This window comes from Aquipuribacter aurantiacus (assembly GCF_051216895.1).
Taxonomy (GTDB): domain Bacteria; phylum Actinomycetota; class Actinomycetes; order Actinomycetales; family JBBAYJ01; genus Aquipuribacter.
In genome coordinates, this window is the sequence record NZ_JBPKAO010000001.1 from 1 (window position 1) to 23,347 (window position 23,347).

General features: G+C 75.3%; 26 protein-coding genes. 13 read left to right on the forward strand and 13 right to left on the reverse strand.

The annotated features are described in order from the left end of the window. Nucleotides 1–110 precede the first annotated feature (110 nt). The 3 genes from ACR80Q_RS00005 to ACR80Q_RS00015 all read right to left on the reverse strand — a co-directional run bounded on the left by ACR80Q_RS00005 (nucleotide 111) and on the right by ACR80Q_RS00015 (nucleotide 2,007). Nucleotides 111–797 carry a hypothetical protein gene (locus ACR80Q_RS00005; RefSeq protein ID WP_435375480.1) on the reverse strand — a complete coding sequence of 229 codons (687 nt, stop codon included), beginning with the start codon at nucleotides 795–797 and terminating at the stop codon, nucleotides 111–113. Between the two features lie 137 nt (nucleotides 798–934). Continuing rightward, a complete protein-coding gene (locus tag ACR80Q_RS00010; RefSeq protein WP_435375481.1) occupies nucleotides 935–1,495 on the reverse strand; it encodes a phosphatase domain-containing protein in 561 nt (186 codons plus the stop codon). Further along, nucleotides 1,378–2,007 (reverse strand): hypothetical protein, encoded by a 630-nt coding sequence (locus tag ACR80Q_RS00015; protein WP_435375482.1) that lies wholly within the window; start codon nucleotides 2,005–2,007, stop codon nucleotides 1,378–1,380. The genes ACR80Q_RS00010 and ACR80Q_RS00015 overlap by 118 nt, the downstream gene beginning before the upstream one ends. A gap of 238 nt (nucleotides 2,008–2,245) precedes the next feature. Between ACR80Q_RS00015 and ACR80Q_RS00020 the strand changes: the two genes are divergently transcribed. Further along, nucleotides 2,246–3,787, forward strand: coding sequence for a GGDEF domain-containing protein (locus ACR80Q_RS00020; protein ID WP_435375483.1), 1,542 nt, complete (start codon nucleotides 2,246–2,248; stop codon nucleotides 3,785–3,787). 19 nt (nucleotides 3,788–3,806) lie between these two features. On the opposite strand, the gene ACR80Q_RS00025 is transcribed toward ACR80Q_RS00020, so the two are convergent. Further along, complete coding sequence (locus ACR80Q_RS00025; RefSeq protein ID WP_435375484.1) at nucleotides 3,807–4,415, reverse strand: MBL fold metallo-hydrolase; 609 nt, start codon at nucleotides 4,413–4,415, stop codon at nucleotides 3,807–3,809. Further along, the gene (locus ACR80Q_RS00030; protein WP_435375485.1) at nucleotides 4,415–5,500 is read right to left on the reverse strand and encodes an S-(hydroxymethyl)mycothiol dehydrogenase; all 1,086 of its coding nucleotides are present in this window, start codon (nucleotides 5,498–5,500) and stop codon (nucleotides 4,415–4,417) included. Before ACR80Q_RS00030 ends, ACR80Q_RS00025 begins: the two co-directional genes overlap by 1 nt. Nucleotides 5,501–5,657: 157 nt before the next feature. Between ACR80Q_RS00030 and ACR80Q_RS00035 the strand changes: the two genes are divergently transcribed. Further along, nucleotides 5,658–7,034, forward strand: coding sequence for an alpha-amylase family glycosyl hydrolase (locus tag ACR80Q_RS00035; RefSeq protein ID WP_435375486.1), 1,377 nt, complete (start codon nucleotides 5,658–5,660; stop codon nucleotides 7,032–7,034). A 23-nt stretch (nucleotides 7,035–7,057) separates the two neighbouring features. On the opposite strand, the gene ACR80Q_RS00040 is transcribed toward ACR80Q_RS00035, so the two are convergent. Then, nucleotides 7,058–7,567 carry a hemerythrin domain-containing protein gene (locus ACR80Q_RS00040; protein WP_435375487.1) on the reverse strand — a complete coding sequence of 170 codons (510 nt, stop codon included), beginning with the start codon at nucleotides 7,565–7,567 and terminating at the stop codon, nucleotides 7,058–7,060. Between the two features lie 59 nt (nucleotides 7,568–7,626). On the opposite strand from ACR80Q_RS00040, the gene ACR80Q_RS00045 reads away from it, so the two are divergent. Beyond that, complete coding sequence (locus ACR80Q_RS00045) at nucleotides 7,627–8,439, forward strand: DsbA family oxidoreductase (RefSeq protein ID WP_435375488.1); 813 nt, start codon at nucleotides 7,627–7,629, stop codon at nucleotides 8,437–8,439. A gap of 13 nt (nucleotides 8,440–8,452) precedes the next feature. Continuing rightward, complete coding sequence (locus ACR80Q_RS00050; protein ID WP_435375489.1) at nucleotides 8,453–9,340, forward strand: aldo/keto reductase; 888 nt, start codon at nucleotides 8,453–8,455, stop codon at nucleotides 9,338–9,340. Between the two features lie 47 nt (nucleotides 9,341–9,387). Here the strand turns inward: ACR80Q_RS00050 and ACR80Q_RS00055 are convergent, their stop codons facing one another. Genes ACR80Q_RS00055 through ACR80Q_RS00065 form a run of 3 tightly spaced genes read right to left on the reverse strand, consistent with a single transcriptional unit; the run spans nucleotide 9,388 to nucleotide 12,187 of the window. Then, nucleotides 9,388–10,215 (reverse strand): class I SAM-dependent methyltransferase, encoded by an 828-nt coding sequence (locus ACR80Q_RS00055; protein ID WP_435375490.1) that lies wholly within the window; start codon nucleotides 10,213–10,215, stop codon nucleotides 9,388–9,390. Between the two features lie 38 nt (nucleotides 10,216–10,253). Next, nucleotides 10,254–10,922: a response regulator gene (locus ACR80Q_RS00060; protein ID WP_435375491.1), complete on the reverse strand. Its 669-nt coding sequence runs from the start codon at nucleotides 10,920–10,922 to the stop codon at nucleotides 10,254–10,256. After that, nucleotides 10,919–12,187, reverse strand: a complete 1,269-nt coding sequence (locus ACR80Q_RS00065; RefSeq protein ID WP_435375492.1) for an ATP-binding protein — start codon at nucleotides 12,185–12,187, stop codon at nucleotides 10,919–10,921. Before ACR80Q_RS00065 ends, ACR80Q_RS00060 begins: the two co-directional genes overlap by 4 nt. 141 nt (nucleotides 12,188–12,328) lie before the next feature. Here ACR80Q_RS00065 and ACR80Q_RS00070 point away from each other — a divergent pair, with 141 nt between their 5' ends. From ACR80Q_RS00070 to ACR80Q_RS00080, 3 genes are all read left to right on the forward strand, one after another. Then, a complete protein-coding gene (locus ACR80Q_RS00070) occupies nucleotides 12,329–13,633 on the forward strand; it encodes a PspC domain-containing protein (RefSeq protein ID WP_435375493.1) in 1,305 nt (434 codons plus the stop codon). Then, nucleotides 13,630–14,034, forward strand: coding sequence for a hypothetical protein (locus ACR80Q_RS00075; RefSeq protein WP_435375494.1), 405 nt, complete (start codon nucleotides 13,630–13,632; stop codon nucleotides 14,032–14,034). Before ACR80Q_RS00070 ends, ACR80Q_RS00075 begins: the two co-directional genes overlap by 4 nt. A 97-nt stretch (nucleotides 14,035–14,131) precedes the next feature. Then, nucleotides 14,132–15,007: a Gfo/Idh/MocA family protein gene (locus ACR80Q_RS00080; protein ID WP_435375495.1), complete on the forward strand. Its 876-nt coding sequence runs from the start codon at nucleotides 14,132–14,134 to the stop codon at nucleotides 15,005–15,007. Nucleotides 15,008–15,035: 28 nt separating this feature from the next. Here ACR80Q_RS00080 and ACR80Q_RS00085 read toward each other — a convergent pair whose 3' ends face one another. Then, a complete protein-coding gene (locus ACR80Q_RS00085; RefSeq protein ID WP_435375496.1) occupies nucleotides 15,036–15,986 on the reverse strand; it encodes a nucleoside hydrolase in 951 nt (316 codons plus the stop codon). Between the two features lie 89 nt (nucleotides 15,987–16,075). Between ACR80Q_RS00085 and ACR80Q_RS00090 the strand changes: the two genes are divergently transcribed. After that, on the forward strand, nucleotides 16,076–17,242 hold the full coding sequence (locus ACR80Q_RS00090; protein WP_435375497.1) for a winged helix DNA-binding domain-containing protein: 1,167 nt from the start codon (nucleotides 16,076–16,078) through the stop codon (nucleotides 17,240–17,242). Between the two features lie 10 nt (nucleotides 17,243–17,252). Here the strand turns inward: ACR80Q_RS00090 and ACR80Q_RS00095 are convergent, their stop codons facing one another. Further along, nucleotides 17,253–17,879, reverse strand: coding sequence for a hypothetical protein (locus tag ACR80Q_RS00095; RefSeq protein ID WP_435375498.1), 627 nt, complete (start codon nucleotides 17,877–17,879; stop codon nucleotides 17,253–17,255). Between the two features lie 94 nt (nucleotides 17,880–17,973). On the opposite strand from ACR80Q_RS00095, the gene ACR80Q_RS00100 reads away from it, so the two are divergent. The 4 genes from ACR80Q_RS00100 (at nucleotide 17,974) to ACR80Q_RS00115 (ending at nucleotide 21,377) form a co-directional block, all read left to right on the forward strand. Further along, nucleotides 17,974–18,849 (forward strand): LLM class flavin-dependent oxidoreductase, encoded by an 876-nt coding sequence (locus ACR80Q_RS00100; RefSeq protein WP_435375499.1) that lies wholly within the window; start codon nucleotides 17,974–17,976, stop codon nucleotides 18,847–18,849. Between the two features lie 163 nt (nucleotides 18,850–19,012). Next, on the forward strand, nucleotides 19,013–20,392 hold the full coding sequence (locus tag ACR80Q_RS00105) for an NAD(P)/FAD-dependent oxidoreductase (RefSeq protein WP_435375500.1): 1,380 nt from the start codon (nucleotides 19,013–19,015) through the stop codon (nucleotides 20,390–20,392). Nucleotides 20,393–20,502: 110 nt separating this feature from the next. Beyond that, complete coding sequence (locus ACR80Q_RS00110; protein ID WP_435375501.1) at nucleotides 20,503–20,733, forward strand: hypothetical protein; 231 nt, start codon at nucleotides 20,503–20,505, stop codon at nucleotides 20,731–20,733. Beyond that, complete coding sequence (locus ACR80Q_RS00115) at nucleotides 20,730–21,377, forward strand: GNAT family N-acetyltransferase (RefSeq protein WP_435375502.1); 648 nt, start codon at nucleotides 20,730–20,732, stop codon at nucleotides 21,375–21,377. Before ACR80Q_RS00110 ends, ACR80Q_RS00115 begins: the two co-directional genes overlap by 4 nt. Before the next feature lie 138 nt (nucleotides 21,378–21,515). On the opposite strand, the gene ACR80Q_RS00120 is transcribed toward ACR80Q_RS00115, so the two are convergent. Both ACR80Q_RS00120 and ACR80Q_RS00125 read right to left on the reverse strand, forming a co-directional pair. Beyond that, on the reverse strand, nucleotides 21,516–21,836 hold the full coding sequence (locus tag ACR80Q_RS00120) for a tetratricopeptide repeat protein (RefSeq protein ID WP_435375503.1): 321 nt from the start codon (nucleotides 21,834–21,836) through the stop codon (nucleotides 21,516–21,518). Nucleotides 21,837–21,905: 69 nt separating this feature from the next. Next, nucleotides 21,906–22,343 (reverse strand): Lrp/AsnC family transcriptional regulator, encoded by a 438-nt coding sequence (locus ACR80Q_RS00125; RefSeq protein WP_435375504.1) that lies wholly within the window; start codon nucleotides 22,341–22,343, stop codon nucleotides 21,906–21,908. Nucleotides 22,344–22,447: 104 nt separating this feature from the next. Between ACR80Q_RS00125 and ddaH the strand changes: the two genes are divergently transcribed. Next, nucleotides 22,448–23,305, forward strand: coding sequence for a dimethylargininase (gene ddaH, locus ACR80Q_RS00130; RefSeq protein ID WP_435375505.1), 858 nt, complete (start codon nucleotides 22,448–22,450; stop codon nucleotides 23,303–23,305). Nucleotides 23,306–23,347: the final 42 nt, after the last annotated feature.

Genomic DNA, 23,347 nt, shown 5'->3' on the forward strand with positions numbered 1-23,347 from the left:
CCGCGATCAGAGGGGGGGCGGGTCGCGCCCGGCTCCGCCGCCAGCCCACCGCACGCGTTCGGTTCCGAGGGCAGACGAGCCCAGGTGCGTGGACGTGCGACCAGCAGCAGTCACTGGTTCTGAATGAAGTCGATCTTCGCCTCGTAGAACTCGCGGGACGCTTTCATGATCGAGCCGACCAACCAGACGTTGACGCCCGCATTCACGGCCCCACCGAGCAACGGCACCGCGGTCGCGGATATCTTTCCGGCGAGCTTCGAGGCGAGCTTGGATCCCACCTTGGCCATGACCTTGGTCCCCAGCTGGCCCCCGACAAGGCTGCCCGATGATTTCAGCAGGACCTTGGTCATGCCCTTGACGAATCCTTTGGTGAAGATCTTCGACCCAGGCTTGACGCCGAACTTGGCACCGAGCTCTGCCGCGAACTTGCCCGAGCCGGCCGGACTCAGCAGGTCGATGACCCCCTCATCGCCGGCCCAGTGCACGATCACGGCATCGACGTCACCGTCCTCCAGGATGTTCCCGAGCCCGGCCTCCCGTCCGAGGATGGCGCCGATGCCGTAGGACGCGACCCCGATGCGGTCGACGAGCACGGCTACGTCGATCGCCATCAGCGCGAGGTTGAGGCCCGGAACGGCAGCCAGGGTCCCTGTCGCCCCCGACAAGCTGAGCTGCCTGGTCCGCCAACCACGGAGCGACACTCCATCCGTCTGCTCGTAGATGGCGTCGTAGTTGGGGTTCATCGTCTTGATGGCACCGATGAATGCGTCCACAACGGCTTGTACGCTCTTGTTCACCCACGACATGCGCATCCCCCGTGGCAGTGGTCGAACACAAGAAACGGCGTCGTGCGGGCCAAGACCAACAAACGGTAATCCGAGGAGTGGAGTCGGGCAAGGCTTGTCGCTGCCCGCCTGACGCCGTGGGGCCGCCGTCAGCGCCCGGGCAGGCCGGCCAGCACGTCGGCGAGCCTGGACCGCAGCTGCTCACCGTCCGGCGCGTGGACGAACGGCACCCCTTCGACCAGCTCGGTGCGCGCGGGGTGCTCCTCGACGATCCTCACCTGACGCATCGCCACGGCCAGGACCCGTCCCGGGTGGCTGCGGATGAAGTCGGCGTAGATGTCGGGGTCGTGCTCCCCGTCGTCGCCCACCAGGACCCAGCGAACCCACGGCAGGTCGCGGGCGAGCCGCTCCAGCGAGCCCCGCTTGTGGGCCTGGCCGTCGCGGAAGAACCGGTCGGGCCGCGGACCCCAGTCGGTCATCAGCAGCGACCCCCGCGGGAACCCGTTGCGCGCCAGGAACCGGGCCACGGGTCCGGCCAGGTTCCAGGGACCGTTGCTCAGGTAGACGACCGCCGGGTGCTCCTGCGAACCGATCACCGCGCGCAGCAGGGCGGCGGTACCGGGGACGGCCGCGCGTCCCTCGCTGCCCCGGGCCAGGGTCCGCCACGCCGCGCGGAGCGGGTGCCGCAGACCCGGGCCAGGGTCAGCCACGCCGCACGGAGCGGGTGCCGCAGACCCGTCACCCACGCGGTGTCGTCGATGTCGCAGACGACCCCGACCCCGGCCTCGGGGGACGCCACCTGGACCAGCCCCGGCACCTGCTTGCGGCCGGTGACGTGGAACAGCACGTCGGACCAGCCGGGCGGCAGCTGCTGCGCCAGGTCCGCGTCCACGAACCCGCCCTGCCCGCTGGTCAGCTCGTGCCGCCGGCCACCCACCTCGACGTCGACGCGGGCGCCCGGACGTTCCAGGGTCAGCAGCCGCCGCCAGCCCGCGACCCCCACGACCTGCGACGGCTCCGCCCCCGGTGCCGCGAGGACCACCCGGGCCAGGACGCGGACGTGGTCCGGCGCCCCGATGCCCGTGTAGGGCAGCACCGCCTCGCTCCACCCCCGGCGCAGCGCCAGCCGGGAGGCCAGCGCCGTGGCCCCCACCTCGGCCCGGAAGACCGCACGGACGACGACGGCGCGGGCACGGGCGAGCAGCCCGTCGGTGGAGGTCATGCACGGTGACGGTGCCAGAGGTCCGCCCCGATGTCATGACGGTGCGCACCACCTGCCGGCTCACCACCCACCGGCTCGCTACCGCAGCGCCGGGTCCGCCGCCTGCCCCCGAGCGGGTGACGCCGCGGCCGCCGACGGGGGATCCTGGACCAGGACCGGGGCGGCGGCGCCGTCGGGCCGACACTATGACCGGTAGCCGCGCGAATGGTCCGGGGCCGGAGGGGTGGTGTGCGGCGCGATGATCGAGGTGCTCTCGCTGCCCGTCGCCCCCGGCGTCCCCCTGCTGCTCGTCGCCGGCCTCGCGGTCCCGCTCACCGCCCTGCTCAGCCGGCGACCGCTGCGGCTCGTCGGCTTCGGCGGGGCGATGGTCTACTCGCTGGACTCCGCGGTGCTGGGGCTGCTGCTGTGGACGACCATGACCACCGCGGCGGCCAGCGGCCAGCTCGATGCCCCCGGCGGTGGTGCCCTCGTCCCGATCGCAGGGGCGGCGTGGCTGCCGTGGCTGCTCGGCTACGTGCTGGCCGAGGCCGCGGCGCACCAGCGGCGTGCCGCCGTCCGGGCCTACAACATCCTGCTCTCCGCGCTCGCGGGACTGGTGTTCGTGGCCGTGGCGCTGTCGGTGCGGGCCGGGGTGGCCCGCCTGGTCGTCGACGTCTACTCCCCGAGCGACGTCGGGGTCTGGGACCTGGTCGCCGTCGTCCTCGCCAGCGGTGCGTACGTGGGCGTCGACCTGCTGCTGAGCGCGCTCTACGTGGCCCGGGTCGAGGGAGGTCGGATCCGCGAGGTGCTCGCCGACCCCGCCGGCCTCGTGGCCGCCGGCACCGTCCTCGCGGTCAACGCGACCGCCGTGCTGGCCGCGGTCCTGCTCGCGGTGGCCCCGTGGGGCCTCCTGCTGCTGCTGCCGGTCGCGATCGCCCTGGTCCACGCGACCCACACGTCGACGGCCGTCATGAGCGAGCACGCCCGGGCCAGGGCCCTGTACCGCGGGGCCGTGGGCTGCCAGGCCGCGACCACGCACGACGACGTCGTCGAGGCGATCTGCGCGGCGGCGGAGGACGCGGCCGTGGCCCCGGCGTCCCTGCGGGACACCGGTCCGGACGACGACCAGGTCGGCGTGGCCCTGGACGACGAGGGCGTCCGGCGGTGGCTGGTCGTCGGTCCGCGCCGCAACCGGCACGCCTTCGGCCGGGACGACGAGGCGGCGCTGGCCACCCTGGCCGCGCTCGCCGAGCAGGCCCTGGCCCGGGTCGGGGCGATGGAGCGGGTGCGGGCGGTCGCCGAGCGCGACGCGCTGACCGGTGTCCTCAACCGCGGGGCGGTGATGTCCCTGCTCGAGCGGACGGTGACGACCGACTCCGCGGTCCTGTTCTGCGACGTGGACCACTTCAAGTCCGTGAACGACACCTTCGGGCACCGGGTCGGCGACCAGGTGCTGGTCACCGTGGCCCGGACGCTGCAGGAGGTCGTCGGCGAGCACGGCACCGTGGGGCGGGTGGGTGGCGACGAGTTCATCGTCGTGCTCCCCCGCACCGACCCCGGCCGCACCGAGGAGCTTCGGTCCACGGTCCTGCGGGCGATGGAGCCCCCGCTCCGCAGCGGCGGTCAGGACCTCCGGGTGGGCCTGAGCATCGGGGTCGCCGGGGTCGCCGAGCTGCGGACCGTCGCCACCACCGACCCGGCCGACCTGGCCGAGGCCCTGCTCGAACGGGCCGACCAGCGCATGTACGACGACAAGCGGTCCGGCCGACGTGAACCGGCGCGGCCGCACCGGACCCGCTGACCCGTCTCGTCGTCGGGGACTACCGACCCAGCGCGGCGGCCTCCGCGCCGATCGACGTGGCGCCACCGTGACCGGTCCGCACCACGGTGTCGTCCGGCAGCACGAACAGCCTCGACCGGATCGACGCCTCGATGACGTCCCGGTCGCTGAACGACCGCCCGGTGGCCCCGGGGCCGCCCTGGAACAGGGTGTCCCCGGTCAGCACGGTGTGCAGGTCGGGCACGTGCAGGCAGACCGCGCCCGGGCTGTGGCCCGGGGTGTGCAGGACGTGGACCTCGGCCCCGGCGACGGTCAGGACCTGCCCGTCGGACAGGTCGGCGTCCCAGCGCGCGTCGCCGTGGGTCAGCTCCCAGACCGGGGCGTCGTCGGGGTGCAGCAGGACGGGCGCGGAGAACCGGGCCCCCGCCGCCAGGGCCTCGCGGCAGTGGTCGTCGTGGGCGTGGGTGAGCACGACCGCGACCACACGACGGTCGCCGACCAGGCCGGCGACGGCGCCCAGGTCGTGGGCGGGGTCCACGACCAGGCACTCCTGGTCGTCGCCCAGGACCCAGACGTTGTTGTCGACCTGGTGGGTCTCGCCGTCCAGGCTGAACGTGCCGGAGGTCTCGACGTGGTCGACGCGCAGCATCAGAGCACCACGACCGAGCGGAGGACCTCGCCGCGGTGCATCTTGTCGAACGCGGCCTCGACGTCGCCGATGCCGATCGTCTCGGTGACGAAGGCGTCCAGGTCGAAGCGGCCCTGCCGGTACAGGTCGATCAGCATGGGGAAGTCGCGGTCGGGCAGGCAGTCGCCGTACCAGGACGACTTGAGCGAGCCGCCGCGGCCGAACACGTCCAGCAGGGGCAGCTCCAGCGTCATGTCGGGCGTCGGGACGCCCACCAGCACCACGGTGCCGGCCAGGTCCCGGGCGTTGAACGCCTGCACGTAGGTCTCCGGACGGCCGACCGCGTCGATGACGACGTCGGCCCCGAAACCACCGGTCAGGGCGCGGATCGCCTCGACTACGTCGCCGTCGGCGGGGTCCACGGTGTGGGTCGCGCCGAAGCCCCGGGCCCACTCGAGCTTGCGCGGGTCCAGGTCGACGGCGATGACGGTGGTCGCCCCGGCGACGGCCGCACCGGCCACCGCGGCCGCACCCACACCGCCGCAGCCGATGACCGCGACCGAGTCGCCGCGCTGCACCCCACCGGTGTTGACCGCGGCGCCGAAGCCCGCCATCACGCCGCACCCGAGCAGGCCGGCGGCGGTCGCCGGGGCCTCCGGGTCGACCTTGGTGCACTGACCGGAGTGCACCAGCGTCTTCGCCTGGAACGCCCCGATGCCCAGCGCGTTCGACAGCACGGTGCCGTCGGTCAGGGTCATGGGCTGAGCGGCGTTGTGGGTGTCGAAGCAGTACCAGGGACGGCCCCGGCGACAGGCGCGGCACTGACCGCAGACGGCGCGCCAGTTGAGCACGACGAAGTCACCGACCTGGACGTTGGTGACGCCCTCGCCCAGGACGGCCACGACCCCGGCCGCCTCGTGGCCGAGCAGGTACGGGAAGTCGTCGCCGATCCCGCCCTCGCGGTAGTGCAGGTCGGTGTGGCAGACCCCGCAGGCCTGCACGTCGACGACCACCTCACCGGGCCCCGGGTCGGGGACGACGATGGTCTCCAGCGTCACCGGCTCGCCCTTGGCGCGGGTGACGACTCCCTGGACCTCGTACGGCATGCGTGTCTCCTCAGACGGTGCGGGTGGGGCAACCGACCACTCGTGCGGTCGTGCGCATCCTCCTACAGGTCGCACCGGGAGGCGCGATCGACGGGACCGGGCACCCGGTGCGCGACGATGAGCGGAACGCACACCACCCGCACCCGAGGAGTCGCTGATGGACCACCCCGACACCACCGGCTCACGGGTCGACGGCCCGGACTGGGTGCGCCACGCCCTGTTCTGGCACGTCTACCCGCTCGGTTTCACCGGTGCCGAGGCCGAGCTCGCGGACCTCGTCGACGGCCCCCGGCACCGGCTGCCCCACCTGCAGGCCTGGCTGGACCACGTCGTCGCCCTGGGCGCCTCGGGCGTGCAGCTGGGCCCGGTGTTCGCCTCCGAGACCCACGGCTACGACACCGTCGACCACCTGCGCGTCGACCCGAGGCTCGGTGACGACGCCGACCTGGACGCGTTCCTGGCCGCCGCCCGCGAGCGCGGGGTGCGCGTGCTGCTCGACGGGGTGTTCAACCACGTCGGCCGCGGCCATCCGGCGTTCCGGTCGGTGCTGGAGCACGGGCCGAGCGCCCCCACGGCGTCCTGGTTCCGGCTGCGCTGGCCGGACGGCGTCGAGGCGTGGCGTCCCGGGGTCGAGCCCGACCACGACGACTTCGAGGGCCACCACCACCTCGTCGCCCTGAACCACGACGAGCCCGCCGTCGTCGACCTCGTCGTCGACGTGATGACCCACTGGCTGGACCGGGGGGTCGCGGGCTGGCGCCTGGACGCCGCCTACGCCGTGCCCACGTCGTTCTGGGCCCAGGTGAGCGGCCGGGTCCGCGAGCACCACCCGGACGCCTACCTGGTGGGCGAGGTGATCCACGGCGACTACGCCGCGGTGGTGCGCGACGGCGGCCTGGACGCGGTGACCCAGTACGAGCTGTGGAAGGCGGTCTGGAGCAGCCTCAACGACCACAACTTCCACGAGCTGGCCCACGCCCTGGGCCGTCACGACGAGTTCCTGCAGGCGTTCACCCCGTTCACCTTCGTCGGCAACCACGACGTCACGCGGATCGCCAGCCGGCTGACCGACCCCGCCCACCTGGCGCACGCCGTCGTCGTCCTGGCCACGGTCGGCGGGACACCCGCGGTCTACGCCGGGGACGAGCACGGGTTCACCGGTGTGAAGGAGGACCGGGTCGGCGGGGACGACGCGGTGCGGCCCCGGTTCCCCGGCACCCCCGAGGAGCTGTCCCCGGTCGGGCTGCCGGTCTTCCACCACCACCAGGAGCTGCTCGGGCTGCGGCGTCGGCACGCCTGGCTGCACGCGGCCCGGACCGAGGTGCTCGACGTCGCCGACGAGCACCTGGGCTACGTCAGCACCGACGGCGAGCAGCGGCTGCTCGTCGCGCTGTCCACGTCGGCCTCGACGGTCGCGGTGCGGGTCCCGGGGGCCACCGAGGTGCTGGCCGGGGGCGGCTCGCTCACCGACCCGGGCACCGCCGGGGCGCGGGTCGACCTGGCGGCCGGCGGCTGGGCCGTGCTCGCCGGCTAGCACCGTCCCGACGGCCCCGCCGCTCAGATCAGGAGCCGGAGCCGGTCGAGCGCAGGCACCAGCTGCTCCTCCTCCACCCGCAGGTGCTCGACGAGGGCGTCGGCGAGCGCCTCGAGGGCGGTGGACACCCGCCGGGCCGCCGCCACGGTGTCCTCGGCGCCGTAGGTGCGGGCCAGCTCGTCGTCGACCGTGCGCAGCAGGCCGCCGATGCGGACGTGGTCGGCGGCCAGCTCGTCGAGGACCGGGCGCAGCGACGGGTCGGCCGCCAGCAGGTCCGGGTACATCCGGGCGTCCTCGATCCCGTGGTGGCCGTGGACGAACCGGCAGAACATCTGGCAGAACGCGCCGAGCTGGGCGAACGTCCGGCGCAGCTGCGAGTCGCGGACCTGCTCGCGGACCTCGCCGAGCGGCAGCCGCCCCTGCGCCAGCGCGGTCGCGGCGCTGCGCAGCTCGACCAGCTCGTGACGCAGGTGGTCGTGGATGGCGACCAGCATCTCGCCGGAGCCGCCGGGCTCGGGGGTCACGGTGCTCATGCCGACCATCGTGCCCGGGCGTCCGGAACACCACGGCAGTGGTCCCGGTTGGCACCGTCGTGAGCCTGCAGACCCCCACCGCCCCCCTGACCGTCGAGGTCTGGTCCGACGTCGTGTGCCCCTGGTGCTACATCGGCAAGCGCCGGCTCGAGGCGGCCATCGCCCAGCTCGGCGCGGACGAGGTCCGCGTGGTCTGGCGCTCGTTCCAGCTGGACCCGACCTCGCCCCGGCCGGGCGAGCCGGGTCACGGCACCGACGTGGCCACCTACCTGGGCGAGAAGTACGGTGGCGGGCGCGAGGCCGGGCTGCAGATGAACGCCCGGGTGAGCGAGGTCGCCGCCGGTGACGGCCTGGACTTCCACCTGGAGGCCGCCGTCCGCGGCAGCACCACCGACGCCCACCGGTTGATCCACCTGGCGTCCTCGCTCGACCCGGACGGCGCGAACGGGCTGCAGGACCGGGTCAAGGAGCGCTTCCTGCGGGCCTACTTCACCGACGGCCACGACGTGTCCCGGCCCGAGGTGCTGCGTGACCTCGCCGTCGACGCCGGGCTGCCCGCCCAGCAGGTCGACGACGTGCTCAGCAGCGTCGCCTTCGCCCGCGACGTGGCCGCCGACCAGGCGCAGGCCCAGGCCTACGGCGCGACCGGGGTGCCGTTCACCGTGGTCGGCGGCAAGTACGGGGTGTCGGGCGCGCAGCCGGTCGAGGTGTTCGCGGAGGCGCTGCGACGGGCCCGGGCGGAGCGGACCCCGGCCCTGGTCCAGGTCGGCGGCGTCGCGTCCGCCGACGGTTCGGGCCCCGGCACCGCGGGTACCCCTGTCGAGGACGCCGAGGCCTGCGGGCCCGACGGCTGCGCAGTCCCCCAGCAGTGAGGAGCACCACCGCATGAGCACCCTCAGCACCCGCACCATCGGTGACCGCACCGTGTCCGCGATCGGCCTCGGCGGCATGCCGATGTCGATCGAGGGCCGCCCCGACCGGGACCGGGCGGTGGCGACCATCCACGCCTCGCTCGACGCGGGCGTCACGTTCATCGACACCGCGGACGCCTACCACCTGCACGCCGACGACATCGGGCACAACGAGACGCTGATCGCCCAGGCGCTGCGGTCCTGGGGCGGCGACGCCGACACCGTCCTCGTCGCGACCAAGTCCGGCCACAAGCGTCCCGGCGACGGGTCCTGGACCCAGGACGGTCGGCCCGAGTACCTCAAGGCCGCGGCCAAGGCGTCGGCCACCCGGCTCGGCGTCGAGTCGATCGGGCTGCACCAGTTCCACCGCCCCGACCCCGACGTGCCCTACGCGGAGTCCGTGGGCGCGCTCGCGGAGCTGCTCGACGAGGGCGTGATCCAGATGGCGGGCATCAGCAACGCCGACCCCGACCAGATCCGCGAGGCCCAGGAGGTCCTGGGCGGGCGGCTGGTGAGCGTGCAGAACCAGTTCAGCCCGTCGTTCCGCAGCAGCGAGCCCGAGCTGCGCCTGTGCGACGAGCTCGCTCTGGCGTTCCTGCCGTGGAGCCCGCTCGGCGGGATCACCAAGGCCGCCGACCTCACCCCCGGCCTGGCCCCGTTCGCCGACGTCGCGCAGGCCCACGGCGTGACCCCGCAGCAGGTGACGATCGCCTGGCTGCTGGCGAAGTCGCCGCACGTCATCCCGATCCCCGGCTCGTCGCGGCCGGAGACGGCCCGCGCGTCGGCCGAGGCCGTCGGCCTCGCGCTGACCGCGGACGAGGTCGCGCGCCTCGACGCGACGGAGCCGCCGCCCGCCGACTGACACCCGCCCGACCAGGGACCGCCCGACGGATCTCGTCGGGAGGGGCGTCAGGTGCGGGTGAACGTCGTCAGGGTGACGGCGACGGTGTCGTCGAGGTGCCCGGGCAGGGCGGCCAGGGCGCTGCGGCGGGTGTCGTCGGTGTGCCAGGCGTTGGGGCCCATGGCCACGACGTCGGCGGCCTGCTGGGGGGCGAACGACACCTGGGTCACGACGTCGGTCCGGGCGGTCTCGGCCCAGCCGTCACCGAGGCGGGCGCCGAGCCGGTCGGGCTTGCCGGCGGGGACGCCCAGCAGGTCCAGCCGCTGCCGCAGGGCGGCCAGGTGCTCCGGGGTCGGGGTGACGACGACCAACCGGGCGCCCGGGGCGCTCACGCGGCGCAGCTCGTCGGCGGTGGGCAGCGGCGCGAACACGGCCACGAGGACCCCCGAGCCCCCGACGGCCCCGTCCACCAGCGGCAGCGGGCGACCGAGGTCGGCGCCGACCGCAGCCAGGCGGGGGTGGGCCCGGGCGGCCACGCGCAGCGCGGGCGTCGACAGCTCCAGCGCGACCCCGAGGTGCGCGGGCAGGACGTCCAGCAGGGCCGCGGTGTACGTCCCCGGGCCGGCGCCCAGGTCGACCACGAGCCCTGCTCCGTCCACCGCCGCTCCACCCGTGGCCGCCACCACCAGCGCGTCGCTCACGGCGTCGAACGCGCCGGAACCCAGCACCCGACCACGCGCCGCGACCATGTCGGCGGTGTCGGCGCGCAGCTTCGTCCCCCCGCTGAGCAGCACGACGTGCCCCTGCCTGGCGACGTCGAACCGGTGCCCGTCCGCGCAGGCCAGCACCGACGGCCCGACGTCGGGCACGAGCAGGACCACCGGGCCCGCGCACACCGGGCAGCGCAGCGACGCGACGACGTCGGCGAGCGCGCTCAGATCAGCCTCCGGTCCACGGCCCAGCGGGTCAGCTCGTGCCGGCTGGACAGCTGCAGCTTGCGAAGCACCGACGACACGTGGGTCTCGACCGTCTTGACGCTGATGAACAGCTCCTTGCCGACCTCGCGGTAGGCGTAGCCCCGCGCGATCAGGCGCATCACCTCCCGCTCGCGGGCAGTCAACCGGTCCAGCTCGTCGTCCACCGCCGCCAGGTCCGCCGCGCCGGTGCCGAACGCGTCCAGGACGAACCCGGCCAACCGGGGCGAGAACACCGCGTCGCCCTCGGCCACCGTGCGCACGGCGTCGGACAGCTCGCGGCCGTCGACGGTCTTGGTGACGTAGCCGCGCGCCCCGGCCCGGATGACCGAGATGACGTCCTGGGCGGCGTCGGACACGCTGAGCGCGAGGAACCGGACGGGGTGGCCGGCCGCCGTCGTCAGCCCGGCGCAGCGGGTCAGCACCTCGGCCCCGCCGCCGCCCGCGCCCCCGGGCAGGTGCACGTCGAGCAGGACCACGTCGGGGCGGTGCGTCGTGACCTGCGCGACCGCCTCGTCGACGTCGCCCGCCTCGGCGAGGACGTGCAGGTCGGCCTCGAGCTCGGCGCGGACGCCGCTGCGGACCATGCGGTGGTCGTCGACCAGGACGAGCGTGACCGGGTTGCTCATCGGACCTCCTCGTGACCTGCGCCCTGCCGGACCGGCAGCTCGAGCACCACCTCGGTGCCCCCGGCGGGGGCCGGGCGGACCCGGGCGGACCCGCCGGCCCGGGACATCCTGCCCACGATCGACTCCCGCACGCCCAACCGGTCCGACGGGACGTCGTCGGGGTCGAAGCCGTCGCCGCGGTCCGACACGAACACCTGCACGGCGTCGTCGGCCACCTCGACGTACACCCTGACCGGCGGGCGACCGTGACGGACGGCGTTGAGGGTGGCCTCGCGGACCGCCTGGACCAGGGCCTCGGCCGCCGGGTCGAGCGGGCGGTCACCGACGACGACCACCTCGACGGGGACGGCGTGGTCGTCCTCCACCTGGGCCACGACCTGCTCCACGGCCGCCCTCAGGGACTCCGCGGCGGAGGTGGACCCGGAGCCGTACAACCAGCCCCGCAGCTCGCGCTCCTGGGCCCGGGCGAGCCGGGCCACCTCCACCGGGTCCTCGCTGCGCCGCTGGATCAGGGCGAGCGTCTGCAGCACGGAGTCGTGCAGGTGGGCCGCGATGTCGGCGCGCTCGGTCTCCCGGACGCGGGCGGCCCGCTCGGTCTCCAGGTTGCGCCACAGCCGCAGCGCCCAGGGGGCCAGCAGCAGGCCGACCCCCAGCAGCACGGCCACGGTTGCCACCGCCGCGGGCCCGACCGCGGCGGCGTCCGTGCCGGTCAGGGCCAGCAGCAGCATCCCCGTGACGGCGAGCGCGAGCCCGGCGACCAGCCGCAGCCCGCCACGCGGCGTGCCCCCCGTCGCGCCCTCGACCCAGCGGCTGCGCACCGTGTCGTCGAGGTGGGTCCACACGATGACCGCGCCCGCGAGCACCAGCGCCGCGGGGACGGCCGTGACGACGGGCAGCCCCACCCCGGCCCGGTCGGCCAGCGAGACCAGCCCGACCGCGAGGATCGCCGCCCCCCACAGCAGCCAGGACCCGGTCTCGGTGTCGGCCACGAAGCGACCCCCGAGCCGCCAGCGCGGGCGGGTCCCTCCGGTCCGGGCGCCGTCGGCCGCACCCTCCCGGGCGCGGCCGGCCTCGTCGGTCGGGACCGCGAGCCACAGCAGCAGGTAGGCCAGGGCCCCGACGCCCATCACGGTGGTGGTCGCGACGAAGCCGATCCGCGCCGCCGGGACCGGCATGCCCAGGTGCTGCGCCAGCCCGTTCGCGACCCCGGCCACGACCCGGCCGTCGGTCCTGCGGCGCAGCGGGGGGCGCTGCGGTCCGTCCATCACCCCATCCTGCCCCCGGTCGTGCGGGTGCGGACCCGGGGCGGACCCCCGTCCCACCCCTGGGCGGCCGAGGAGGGGACCAGGGTCGTCCCAGGGTCGTCCCCCATACCCGCGGGCGTCACCGCGAGCCACGATCGAGCCATGGAACCGACCGACAGCACGAGCACGCCGACCGACCAGACTCCTCCGACGACCGGGACTCCCCCGCCGGCCGGGCCGCCCCGCGGCCTGCAGCCCTTCTGGGACGCCCTGCGACGTTCCGGCGTCCGCCGTCCGGCGGACGACCGCTGGGTCGGGGGGGTGTGCTCCGGCACCGCCCACCGCCTGGGGGTCGACCCCGTGCTGGTCAGGGTCGGGGTCGTCGCCCTCACCCTGCTCGGCGGGGCGGGCGTGGCCGTGTACGCCGTCGCGCTCGTCCTGCTGCCGGACCACGACGGCAGCATCGAGCTCGAGCGGGCCAGCTACGGCGACCTGACCGGGACGACCGTGGGGGCCGTGGCGCTGCTGCTGCTGGCCATGGTCGTGCCGGGTCCGTGGGACCTGTGGCGCGGTGGGGCCCTGGTGGACGGCGGCGAGCTGGTCTGGGCGCTGCTGGTCGGCACGCTGCTGGTGGTGGCGCTGGCCTACCTGCCCCGGATGCGCGAGGCCGTGGAGCGCGGTACCGCCGGGCTGTCGGGCCCGACGGGCCCGCCCGGCACCGAGGCCCCGACGGGTGGCGGCTCGACCGCACCCGCAGACGGTCCCGGCCACCCCTACGTCGCGGCACCGGTGCCGTCACCGCGGCCCACGCCCGTCGTCCGCCCCCGGCGCCGAGGCCCCGGCCCCGCCGTCGCGTCGGCCGTCACCGGCGCGGCGCTGCTGGCCGGCGGTGCCGTCTGGCTGGCCGCGGACCAGGGCCTGCTGCTCGGTCGACCGTGGCTGCTGGCCGCCTGCGCCGTACTCACCGTGCTCGGGCTGGGCCTGGTCGGTCTCGGTCTGGCCGGTCGCCGCGACGGGTCCGTCGGCGGGGCCGCGTTCGGCGCGCTCGTGCTGACCGCCGCCGTCCTGCTGGTGCCCAGCTGGCGGACCGCCCAGGTGGCCGGCGACGTCACCTGGGCCCCGGTCACCGAGAGGGCCGCAGAACGCGGCGGCTCGCTCGGGGCCGGCGAGGCGGTGCTCGACCTGAGGGGGTTGTCCGACCTGCCCCGCGGGGCCGAGGTCGAGGTCCCCGTCCGCGTGGGCGTCGGGTCGCTGCAGGTGCTCGTGCCGGAGGACATGGACGTGGTCGTCGAGGCCGCGACGGCGGTCCGCACCGCGCGGATGAGCCCGGACGACAGGGAGTACCCAGGCGGCCGGGACGGGCTGATGCTCGCGTGGACCACGGGCGAGGAGCAGGACCCCCAGGTCGTCGTGGACGCCCGCGTGCTCGTCGGGGACGTCGAGCTCGTCACGGTGCCGCAGCCATGAGCGCCCCTGAGGGCCCCGAGGGCCGCCGCACCCCACCGATCGCCCAGCCCGTCGCACCCCATGTCGGGAACGAGCCCCACGGTCGCGTCTTCGTGGCCCGGACGGAGGACAGCATGAGCAGCACCGCACCCGCACCCGCACCCGAGGAGCCCGGCAGCCCGGGCCCGACGGAGCCGCCCGCCACGGCGTGGGACGCCCGCCACGACCAGGTGGAGCTGACCGGCCCGGCCGTCGGCACCCTGGCGTGGGGCCTGGTCGTCCTGGCCGTGGCCGGCGTGCTGCTGGCCCGCGAGGTCACCGACCTGGTTGTCGACCTGTCCTACGCGCTGCCCCTCGGGATGGTGGCCCTGGGCCTGCTCCTGGTCGTCGGCGCCGTCCTCACGGGCATCCGCCGTCGCTGACCGGGCGTCGCGCCACGAGCACCGGCCCGCCCCGTCCCGCGTGGCACCCTGGCCCGCGGCGTCGACCCGACCGTGGTCGTCGCCGGAGGAGGACGTCGTGCGGGTGGGGCTGGTCGGGACCGGGTTCTGGGCGGCAGAGGTGCACGCCGCGGGCGTCGCCGCCGTCGAGGGCGTCGAGCTGGTCGGGGTGTGGGGCCGCGACCCCGACAAGGCGTCCGCCCTGGCCCGGCGGTTCGACCTGCGGGCCCACGAGGACCCCGCGTCGCTGTTCGCCGACGTCGACGCCGTCACGTTCGCCGTCCCGCCGTCGGTCCAGGCCCCGCTGGCGGTGCAGGCCGCCCGCGCCGGGTGCCACCTGCTGCTGGAGAAGCCGACGGCGCTGACGGTCCAGGAGGCCGACGCGGTGACGGCGGCCGCCGTCGAGGCCGGGGTCAGCACGACGGTGTTCTTCACGCTGCGGCACAAGGCACCGCTGCGGTCGTGGCTGGACGGCCTGGTCGCGCAGGGCGGGTGGAGCGGGGCGAGCACGCACCTCGTCGGTCGGATCGCGGGCAGCCCGTTCGACGCCTCGCCCTGGCGCCACGAGCACGGGGCGCTGTGGGACGTCGGACCGCACGCCCTGTCGCTGCTGGTGCCCGTGCTGGGGCCGGTGACCGGCGTGACGGCGGCCCGCGGTCCCGCCGACACCGTGCACCTGGTCCTGCGCCACGGTGAGCACGCATCCAGCGTGGCCACGCTCAGCCACACCGTGCCGGCGGCGGCCTCGACGTTGCGCTTCGACGTGTACGGCGAGCACGGCTGGGCGTCGGTACCCGCCGACCACGGTGACGTCGAGGCGGTGGACGCGCTGTCGGAGGCGGTCCGTTCGCTGGTCGCCGCCGCGGGCGGTGCGCCGGGGCACCCGTGCGACGCGCGCTTCGGGGCCGAGGTGGTGCGGGTGCTGGCCGCCGCCCAGGAGCAGCTGGACCGCTGAGGCGCCCGTCGTTCCCCGGCCGCCGGGCTCAGCGGTAGGTCGCGACCGCCGCGACGAGCAGCTCGAAGAAGCGGTCCCGGTCGAGCCCCACGGCGACGTCGGCGTTCGGCGTCCGCCCGGAGTAGCCGCTCAGGTCCGCCACGGTCGCCCCGGCGGTCCAGCGGCCCTCCGTCTCCACGACCAGGTTGGTCCGCACCACGTGGACCAGCGAGGGGTCGAGGACCCGGGCCACGGCGACGGGGTCGTGCAGCGGCGGGTCCGGCATGCCGAACTGCCGGTCGTAGGTGCTCGCGAAGAACGTCATCAGCTCGACGCAGGCCTGCGCGACCGGGGTGTCGAGCCGCCGGAGCCGTTCCAGCACGTCCGGCGTGACGAGCGCCTGGTGGGTGACGTCCAGGCCGACCATGGTGAACGGCACCCCCGAGGCCAGCACCTCCTCGACGGCCTCGGGGTCGTTGGCGGCGTTGGCCTCCGCGAACGGGGTGATGTTGCCGCCCCTGGTCGACCCGCCCATCCAGACGACCTCGTGGACCCGTGCGCGCAGGTCGGGGTGGGCGCGCAGCAGCAGGGCGATGTTGGTCAGCGCCCCCGTGGCCAGCACGGTGACCGGCGCGGGGGCCGCGATCAGCACGTCGTGCAGCAGGGTGACGGCGTCGCGGGCGTCGGCGGTCACCGTGGGCTCCGGCAGCAGCGGACCGTCCAGGCCGGTCTCGCCGTGGATGTCGGGGGCGACGCGCAGGGCGCGGACCAGCGGACGGTCCGCGCCGCGGGCGACGGGCACGTCGGTGATGCCCGCCAACGTGCACAGCGCGAGGGTGTTGCGCAGGCACTTGTCGACGGTCTGGTTGCCGTGGACCACCGTCACGGCCAGCAGGTCCAGGCGGGGGTCGGCGTGGGCGACCAGCAGGGCGAGGGCGTCGTCGTGGCCGGGGTCGCAGTCCAGCACGACGGGGACGGGTGCATCAGGCAGGTCGGGCACCACCCCATGGTCGCGGACGGGGCAGCTCCTGCGCGGACGGCCCTGCCGCGGCGGGTCGACTGTCCGACCGGCTCGACACAGTGGGCTGCATGGTGACGACGGTGACGCCCCGCGAGGTGGGTCTGCTGCGGCTGGTCGCGCAGGGGCTGGTCGGCGTGGTGCCGGGGACCGGGGCGCTGGACGTGGTCCGCCGGCTGACGGCGGTGCAGGCGCAGGACCTGCCGGGCGCGCTGACGTCGGTGGCGCTGAGGACGTCGTCCAGGGCACGGGACGACGTCGTCGCGGCGCTCGACGGCGGGAGCGTGGTCCGGACCTGGCCGATGCGCGGCACGCTGCACCTGGTCGCGGCCGACGACCTGGGCTGGCTGCTGCGCACCACCGCCGTCCGGAGCCTGAGCCGGTTCGCCGCCCGGCAGGCGGAGCTGGGGATCGACACCGCGACCCTGGGACGGGCGACCGCGCTGGCCGACGCGCTGCTGGCGACCGCTCACCACGCCTCACCCGGACGCCGCCCGGCCGACACGGCCGACACGGCCGACCGCGCCGGACCCGGGGTGACGCGGGCCGAGCTGATGGGGGCGTGGGAGGACGCGGGGATCACCACCAGCGGGCAGCGCGGCTACCACCTCGTCGTGCACCTGGCCCTGACCGGCCTGCTGTGCCTGGGGCCGACGTCACGGTCCGGGCCGGGGTCGCAGCCGCGGTGCGAGCAGTCGTTCGTGCGAGTGGCCGACTGGGTCGGCCCGGGCCTGGCCGTGGACGGCGACGAGGCGCTGGCCGAGCTGGCCCGGCGCTACTTCCTCGGCCACGGGCCGGCGACGGCGGCCGACCTGGCCCGGTGGGCCGGGATCACCGCCGGGCAGGCCCGCACCGGGCTGGCGGCGGCCGCCGCCTCGTTGACCCCGGTCGAGGTGGACGGCGTGCAGCACTGGCTCGACCCGGCCGTGCCGGACCGGCTGGCGGGCTGCCGCGACGAGGCGGAGCAGGTCCTGCTGCTGCCCGGCTTCGACGAGTACCTGCTGGGCTACGCCGACCGCAGCGCCGTCCTGGCCCCGGAGCACGCCGAGCGCGTCGTGCCCGGCCGCAACGGGGTGTTCCGGCCCACCGTGGTGGACGCCGGTCGGGTGGTGGGCACCTGGCGGCGCGCCGGGTCCGGCCACCGCGGCCCCGCGGCGGGGGTGCTGGTCGAGCCCTTCACCCCGCTCTCGGCCGGGGTGGAGGCCGCGGCCACCGAGGCCCACGCGCGGCTGCCGTAGCCCGGTGGCCTCAGCGGCCGGGGGTGTCGGCCGGGGTCCGGGCCTCGGCGGTCCCGGGCGGAGGCGGCTCCGCCCAGCCTCGCGCGGGCGGCGCGCGACGCACCGCGACGACCGTGACGACGGCGACCACCACCGCCAGCGCCAGGCTGCCGAGCGCCAGGGCGCGGGTCCGGCCCACCAGGGCCTGCCCGGTCGCGCGGGCCTCCTCCGCCGTCACGCCCGGGACGTCGTCGACCACCTCGCCGGTCAGCACCGGGTCGTCGGCCCGCAGCACGTACGACGGGTCGCTGCGCTCGTGGACGACGGTCACGGTGTCACCCACCTCGGGCAGCGGCGGGCTGCTCCCGTCCTGCTCGCCCAGGTCCACGACCGACACCTTCCGCCCGACCTCGGTGTCGAAGGCGACGTCGACCGACGCCCAGCCGCCGGCCCGGTCCCCGTCCACGTCGAGCACCTCGGCCTCGACCGTCACGGGGTCGGTGAACCACTCCTCCGCGGGCTGGGCCTCGGAGGCGGACGGGCCCCCGCCCCTCACCTGCGCGGCGGCCACCGCGGCCACGAGCCCCGACACGGCCGCGACCAGCAGCAGGACGAGGACCACGACCCCACCCACCGCGGCCCTGCTCGAACGTGGCACGGCCGCCTCCTGCGTCGTCGCGCTGCACCCGGGCGGTGACCTGACCCGGGACCGCCCCGTCCGTCGCAGCGTAGGGCTCACCTAGGCTCCACGGGTGCGTGTCGGCGTGGTCATCCTCCCGCAGCAGCGCTGGGTCGACGCCGCCGGGATGTGGCGTCGCGCCGAGGAGCTGGGCTTCGACCACGCCTGGACCTACGACCACCTGTCGTGGCGGACCCTGCGCGACGAGCCCTGGTACGCGACCGTGCCCACCCTGGTGGCCGCGGCCACCGTCACCTCCCGCATCGGGCTCGGCACCTGGGTGGCCAGCCCCAACTTCCGCCATCCCGTGCCGTTCGCCAAGGAGCTGATGAGCCTGGACGACATCAGCGGCGGCCGGTTCGTGCTCGGGGTCGGGTCCGGGGGCGCCGGGGCGGACGCCACCGTGCTGGGCGACGCACCGCTGCCGCTGCGGGCCCGGACGGCCCGGTTCGCGGAGTTCGTGGAGCTGCTGGACCACCTGCTGCGCGAGACGTCGACCACCTGGCGCGGCGAGCACTACGCCGCCGACGACGCCCGGATGCTGCCCGGGGGCCCCAGCCGGCCCCGCCTGCCGTTCGTGGTCGCCGCCAACGGACCACGGGGCATGGCCCTGGCCGCCCGGTTCGGCCAGGGCTGGGCCACCACCGGGCCGGCCGGGGGCGAGCCGGTCGAGCGGTGGTGGGACGGGGTGGCTGAGGCCTCGGTCCGGTTCGCGGAGACGCTGGAGGCCGCGGGCCGTGCGCCCGGTGACGTCCACCGCTACCTCAGCGTCGACGCCGGCGACTACGCGCTGAGCTCGTTGGACCACTTCCTCCGCACGGTCGACCGGGCCGCCGGGCTGGGTTTCACCGACGTCGTCACGCACTGGCCCCGCGCCCGGGGCGTGTACGCGGGCCACGAGTCGGTGCTCGACGCGGTGGCCGCGCGCCTGCCCTCGCTGCGCGGCTGAGCGCGGCCGGGCCGCCGGTGGCGGTCCAGCACCCGGATCCGGGAAGGCGGACCCGGGGGTCGGCGTTATACCTTGTGCACGGCTTCACAAGCACTCCCGAGCAACGTTGCTCCGACCGCCACCACTGCGGCCGGGGCTCCACCCGGCTCGGAAGGACTCACGCATGGGCTCCACCACCAGCACGACCGCCACCCCGCGTCACCGCGTCGTCATCGTCGGGTCCGGTTTCGGCGGGCTCTTCGCCGCCAAGAAGCTCAAGAAGGCCGACGTCGACGTCACGCTGGTCTCGCGGACCGTCCACCACCTCTTCCAGCCGCTGCTCTACCAGGTGGCGACGGGGATCCTGTCCGAGGGCGAGATCGCCCCGGCCACGCGCGAGATCCTGCGCGACCAGGGCAACGTCCGCGTCCTGCTGGGCGACGTCCTCGACGTCGACGTGGACGCCCGGTCGCTGACCTTCGCGGGCGAGGGCACCACCACGACGCTGCCCTACGACAGCCTGGTGATCGCCGCCGGCGCCGGGCAGTCCTACTTCGGCAACGGCCACTTCGCCGAGTTCGCGCCCGGCATGAAGACCGTCGACGACGCGCTCGAGCTGCGCGGCCGCATCTTCACCGCGTTCGAGCGCGCCGAGCTCGCCACCACCCCCGAGGAGCAGGCCCGGGCCCTCACCTTCGTGGTCGTCGGCGCCGGCCCCACCGGGGTCGAGATGGCCGGGCAGATCGCCGAGCTCGCCCACCGCACCCTGCGCGGGGAGTTCCGGAGCATCGCCCCGTCGACCAGCCGCATCGTGCTGCTCGACGCCGCGGACCGGGTGCTGCCGTCGTTCCACGAGAAGCTGTCGAGCGACACCCAGGACCGGCTGCGCCGGATGGGCGTGGACGTCCGCCTCAGCACCCGCGTCACCGACGTGAACGCCAGCGGGCTGACCGTGGTCACCAAGGACGGCTCCGAGCGTCGCATCGCCGCCGAGACGACCATGTGGGCCGCCGGTGTCGAGGGCAACCCGCTGGGTCGCCTGGTGGCCGAGCGCGCCGGGGCCCAGACCGACCGCGCCGGCCGCGTGCTGGTCGAGCCCGACACCACCGTGCCCGGCCACCCCGAGATCTTCGTCGTCGGGGACCTGATGAGCCTGGACCGCCTGCCCGGCGTGGCCCAGGTGGCCATCCAGTCCGGCCAGCACGCCGCCCGGACGATCATGGCGAGGGTGAACGGCACCGATGAGCCCGGCGCGTTCCGCTACAAGGACAAGGGCTCGATGGCGACCATCAGCCGCTTCGCCGCCGTCACCGAGATCGGCCGGATCCGCCTCACCGGGTTCGTCGCCTGGGTGGCGTGGCTGTTCGTCCACCTGCTGTACCTGATCGGGTTCAAGAACCGCGTGACGACGCTGCTGCACTGGGCCATCAGCTTCGTCGGCCGTGGCCGCACCCAGCGCGCGGTGACCAAGCAGCAGATCGTCGCCCGGACCGTCATCGACCGCGAGGAGAGGCGCGCCGGCGAGGACCGGGAGCACGACCCGGCGGGCACCACGGCCGCCTGAGGGGCCGGGGACCACCACCGGACCGCGTCGTGCCGGTCGGCCGCACATCCGTCGGGCGGTCGGTCCGGTGTGTACGGTTCCGGAGGGCTCGGCGACGGACGGGAGGCAGCGTGGCGGCACGGGTGCGCACCCCCTGGGGCGAGGGTCGACGACTGCGCCTGCAGCTGGTGGGCGCCGCCACCCGCCTGCTGGAGTCCGACCCGGGCGCGGTGACCCCGCGCGGGGTGGCGCGCGGGGCGGGCGTGACCGCGACGGGCGTCGTCGCCGGGGCCTACCCGTGGCCGCCCCCGGACGAGCACGTCGACCTGGTCCTCGCGGGGCTGCTGGACCGGGCCGCATGAGCGAGCCGGTCCCCGCGCGCCGACGCCGCGGTCGCGGCGGCTCCATCCGCCCCTACCGCCGCTCCGACGACGCCGGCCTGGCGGAGGTCTGCCTGCGTACGGCGGCCGACGGCGACGACGCGAGCGGCGACCACGCCGAACCGGCACTGCCCGGCGCGGTGTACGCGATCCCGTACGTGCGGTTCGAGCCGGACCTGTGCCTGGTGCTCGACGACGGCACCCGCGCGGGTCGGGTGGCGGGCTACGTCCTGGGCACCAGCGACACCGTCGCGTTCGAGCAGTGGTGCGACCGGGCGTGGTGGCCGGAGGCCCGACGCCGGTACCCGGTGGAGCAGCAGGCGCCCGGGTCGGCCGACGAGCGGCTCTCCCGCCTCGTGCAGCAGGGCGTGAGCACCCCCCGGTCGATCACCGACCGCTACCCCGCCCACCTGCACGTCGACCTGCTGCCATCCGTGCAGGGCGAGGGCTGGGGCCGACGGCTGCTGGAGCGGTTCTTCGTCGCCGCAGCCGGCGCGGGCGCGGGCGGGGTGCACGTGGGGGTGAGCGCGGGCAACGACCGGGCGATCGCCTTCTACGCGCGGCTGGGCTTCCACCTGGTCGAGCGGACGGACGAGGCGCTGGTCCTGGGCCGTCCGCTGCCCTGAGCTGTCGACGAGGGCGTACCGACCAGCGACGGCCGAGGCCCGCACCTGCGGTGGTGACCGTCGAGGGTGCGTGTCGTGTCGCTGGTCGGTACGGGTGGGTCGGCCCGGGTGGGTCGGCCCGGGTCGGGGTCGTCCGCCTCAGGCGTCCATCGCGTCGGCGATGCGGTCCTGGGCCGCGGCCTCGTCGCGACGGGACTGCCGGCGCAGGGTCCGCGCCAGGCCACGGCGGGCCCAGACGTCGGTGGGGTCGAGCTCGACGAGGGTGCTGAACGCCGCCTCGGCCTTGGTCAGCTGGGCGGAGTCGAAGCAGGCGCGGGCCAGGTCCGTGTGGACGGCCCGGTCGGTGGGCGCGAGGGCTGCGGCGTGGCCGAGCATGCCGGCCGCCGTCGTCGGGTCACCGGCGGCCAGGAACATCCTGCCCCTGGTGACGACGTCGTAGAGGTCGGTCGGGGTTGTCATGCCGGTCTCAACACGCAGGTCGGGGGGTCTGTTCCCGCCAGGTTGAGCAGGGTGCGCTCAAGACCGGTCTCAAGTCCGCAGCACGCCGCGGCTGAGGACGATGGCGGACTTGGTGCGGACCACCGCGGGGTCCGCTCCGATCCGCTCCAGCACCCGCTCGAAGTCGTGGACGCTGGTCGCCCGGACGTGCACGAGCGCGTCGGCCTCGCCCGAGATCGTGGCCGCGGACACCACCTGCGGGTGCCGTGCGGCCACCGCCATCACGGCCGCCGGTGTCGTGCTGGGTGCGCACCACAGCTCGACGTAGGCCTCGGTGGTCCAGCCCAGCGCCTCGGGGTCCACGACGGCCGAGAACCCCGTGATCACCCCGGCGTCGAGCATCCGGTCGACCCGTCGCTTGACCGCGGAGGCCGACAGCCCGACGCGCCCTCCGACGGCGGCGAACGACGCCCGACCGTCGTCGCGGAGCAGGGCCAGGATCCGCTCGTCGATGTCGTCGAGGCGCATCACGCAATGATGCACCCCTCGTGTCCGATAAGGCGCAACGATCGAGCGCCACCACGCACGTTCACCCCCTGACCGGTGCGCCTCGGCGCCCGTACCGTCATGCCGTGACCGCTGTGCTTCCCGGGGAGCGTCTCGCCCCCGAGCCCCTGCCCGGTGACCGCGTCGCGGTCCGCCGGACCTTCCTCATGTGCCGGCCCGTCCACTTCGCGGTCGAGTACGCCATCAACGCCTGGATGACCCCGGGCGTGGACGTCGACACCGACCTGGCCGTCCGGCAGTGGGAGGGCCTGCGGGACGCCTACCGCGACCTGGGCCACACCGTCCACGAGCTCGACCCCGTCCCCGGGCTGCCCGACATGGTGTTCGCCGCCAACGGGGCCTTCGTCGTGGACGGCGTCGCCGTGGGCGCCCGGTTCGCCCACCCCGAGCGGGCCGGTGAGGCCCCGGCCCACGCGACCTGGCTCCAGGCCAACGGCTTCGGCGAGGTGCACCCCACCCAGGACGTCCACGAGGGCGAGGGCGACCTGACCGTCGTCGGCGACCTGGTGCTGGCCGGGACGGGTTTCCGCACCCAGCGCGGCGCGCACGCGGAGATCCAGGAGCGGACGGGCCGCCCGGTGATCGGGCTGGAGCTGGTCGACCCGCGGTTCTACCACCTGGACACCGCGCTGTTCCCGCTCGACGACACCACGGTCGCGTGGTTCCCGGGTGCGTTCTCGCCCGGTTCGCGGTCGGTGCTGCGGCGGCTGTTCCCCGACTCCGTCGAGGCGAACGAGGACGACGCCCTGGTGCTGGGGCTGAACTCGGTGAGCGACGGCCGCCACGTCGTGATGCCGGCCGCGGCCACCGGGCTCGCCGACCAGCTGTCCGAGCGGGGCTTCGTACCCGTCCCGGTCGAGCTGGGCGAGCTGCTCAAGGGCGGCGGCGGGCCCAAGTGCTGCACGTCGGAGCTGCGCCGCTAGGTCCGCCGCCCCGCGCTCCGCCGCCCCGTCGTCCGGCCTCCC

Bases quoted from the DNA above. Each gene is read 5' to 3' on its own strand.
- ACR80Q_RS00060 (WP_435375491.1), bottom strand. From the start codon at position 10,922: ATGAGCAACCCGGTCACGCTCGTCCTGGTCGACGACCACCGCATGGTC.
- ACR80Q_RS00105 (WP_435375500.1), top strand. From the start codon at position 19,013: ATGGGCTCCACCACCAGCACGACCGCCACCCCGCGTCACCGCGTCGTC.
- ACR80Q_RS00075 (WP_435375494.1), top strand. From the start codon at position 13,630: ATGAGCGCCCCTGAGGGCCCCGAGGGCCGCCGCACCCCACCGATCGCC.
- ACR80Q_RS00050 (WP_435375489.1), top strand. From the start codon at position 8,453: ATGAGCACCCTCAGCACCCGCACCATCGGTGACCGCACCGTGTCCGCG.
- ACR80Q_RS00065 (WP_435375492.1), bottom strand. From the start codon at position 12,187: ATGGACGGACCGCAGCGCCCCCCGCTGCGCCGCAGGACCGACGGCCGG.
- ACR80Q_RS00115 (WP_435375502.1), top strand. From the start codon at position 20,730: ATGAGCGAGCCGGTCCCCGCGCGCCGACGCCGCGGTCGCGGCGGCTCC.
- ACR80Q_RS00020 (WP_435375483.1), top strand. From the start codon at position 2,246: ATGATCGAGGTGCTCTCGCTGCCCGTCGCCCCCGGCGTCCCCCTGCTG.
- ACR80Q_RS00040 (WP_435375487.1), bottom strand. From the start codon at position 7,567: ATGAGCACCGTGACCCCCGAGCCCGGCGGCTCCGGCGAGATGCTGGTC.
- ACR80Q_RS00015 (WP_435375482.1), bottom strand. From the start codon at position 2,007: ATGACCTCCACCGACGGGCTGCTCGCCCGTGCCCGCGCCGTCGTCGTC.
- ACR80Q_RS00090 (WP_435375497.1), top strand. From the start codon at position 16,076: ATGGTGACGACGGTGACGCCCCGCGAGGTGGGTCTGCTGCGGCTGGTC.
- ACR80Q_RS00125 (WP_435375504.1), bottom strand. From the start codon at position 22,343: ATGCGCCTCGACGACATCGACGAGCGGATCCTGGCCCTGCTCCGCGAC.
- ACR80Q_RS00035 (WP_435375486.1), top strand. From the start codon at position 5,658: ATGGACCACCCCGACACCACCGGCTCACGGGTCGACGGCCCGGACTGG.
- ACR80Q_RS00025 (WP_435375484.1), bottom strand. From the start codon at position 4,415: ATGCTGCGCGTCGACCACGTCGAGACCTCCGGCACGTTCAGCCTGGAC.
- ACR80Q_RS00070 (WP_435375493.1), top strand. From the start codon at position 12,329: ATGGAACCGACCGACAGCACGAGCACGCCGACCGACCAGACTCCTCCG.
- ACR80Q_RS00030 (WP_435375485.1), bottom strand. From the start codon at position 5,500: ATGCCGTACGAGGTCCAGGGAGTCGTCACCCGCGCCAAGGGCGAGCCG.
- ACR80Q_RS00120 (WP_435375503.1), bottom strand. From the start codon at position 21,836: ATGACAACCCCGACCGACCTCTACGACGTCGTCACCAGGGGCAGGATG.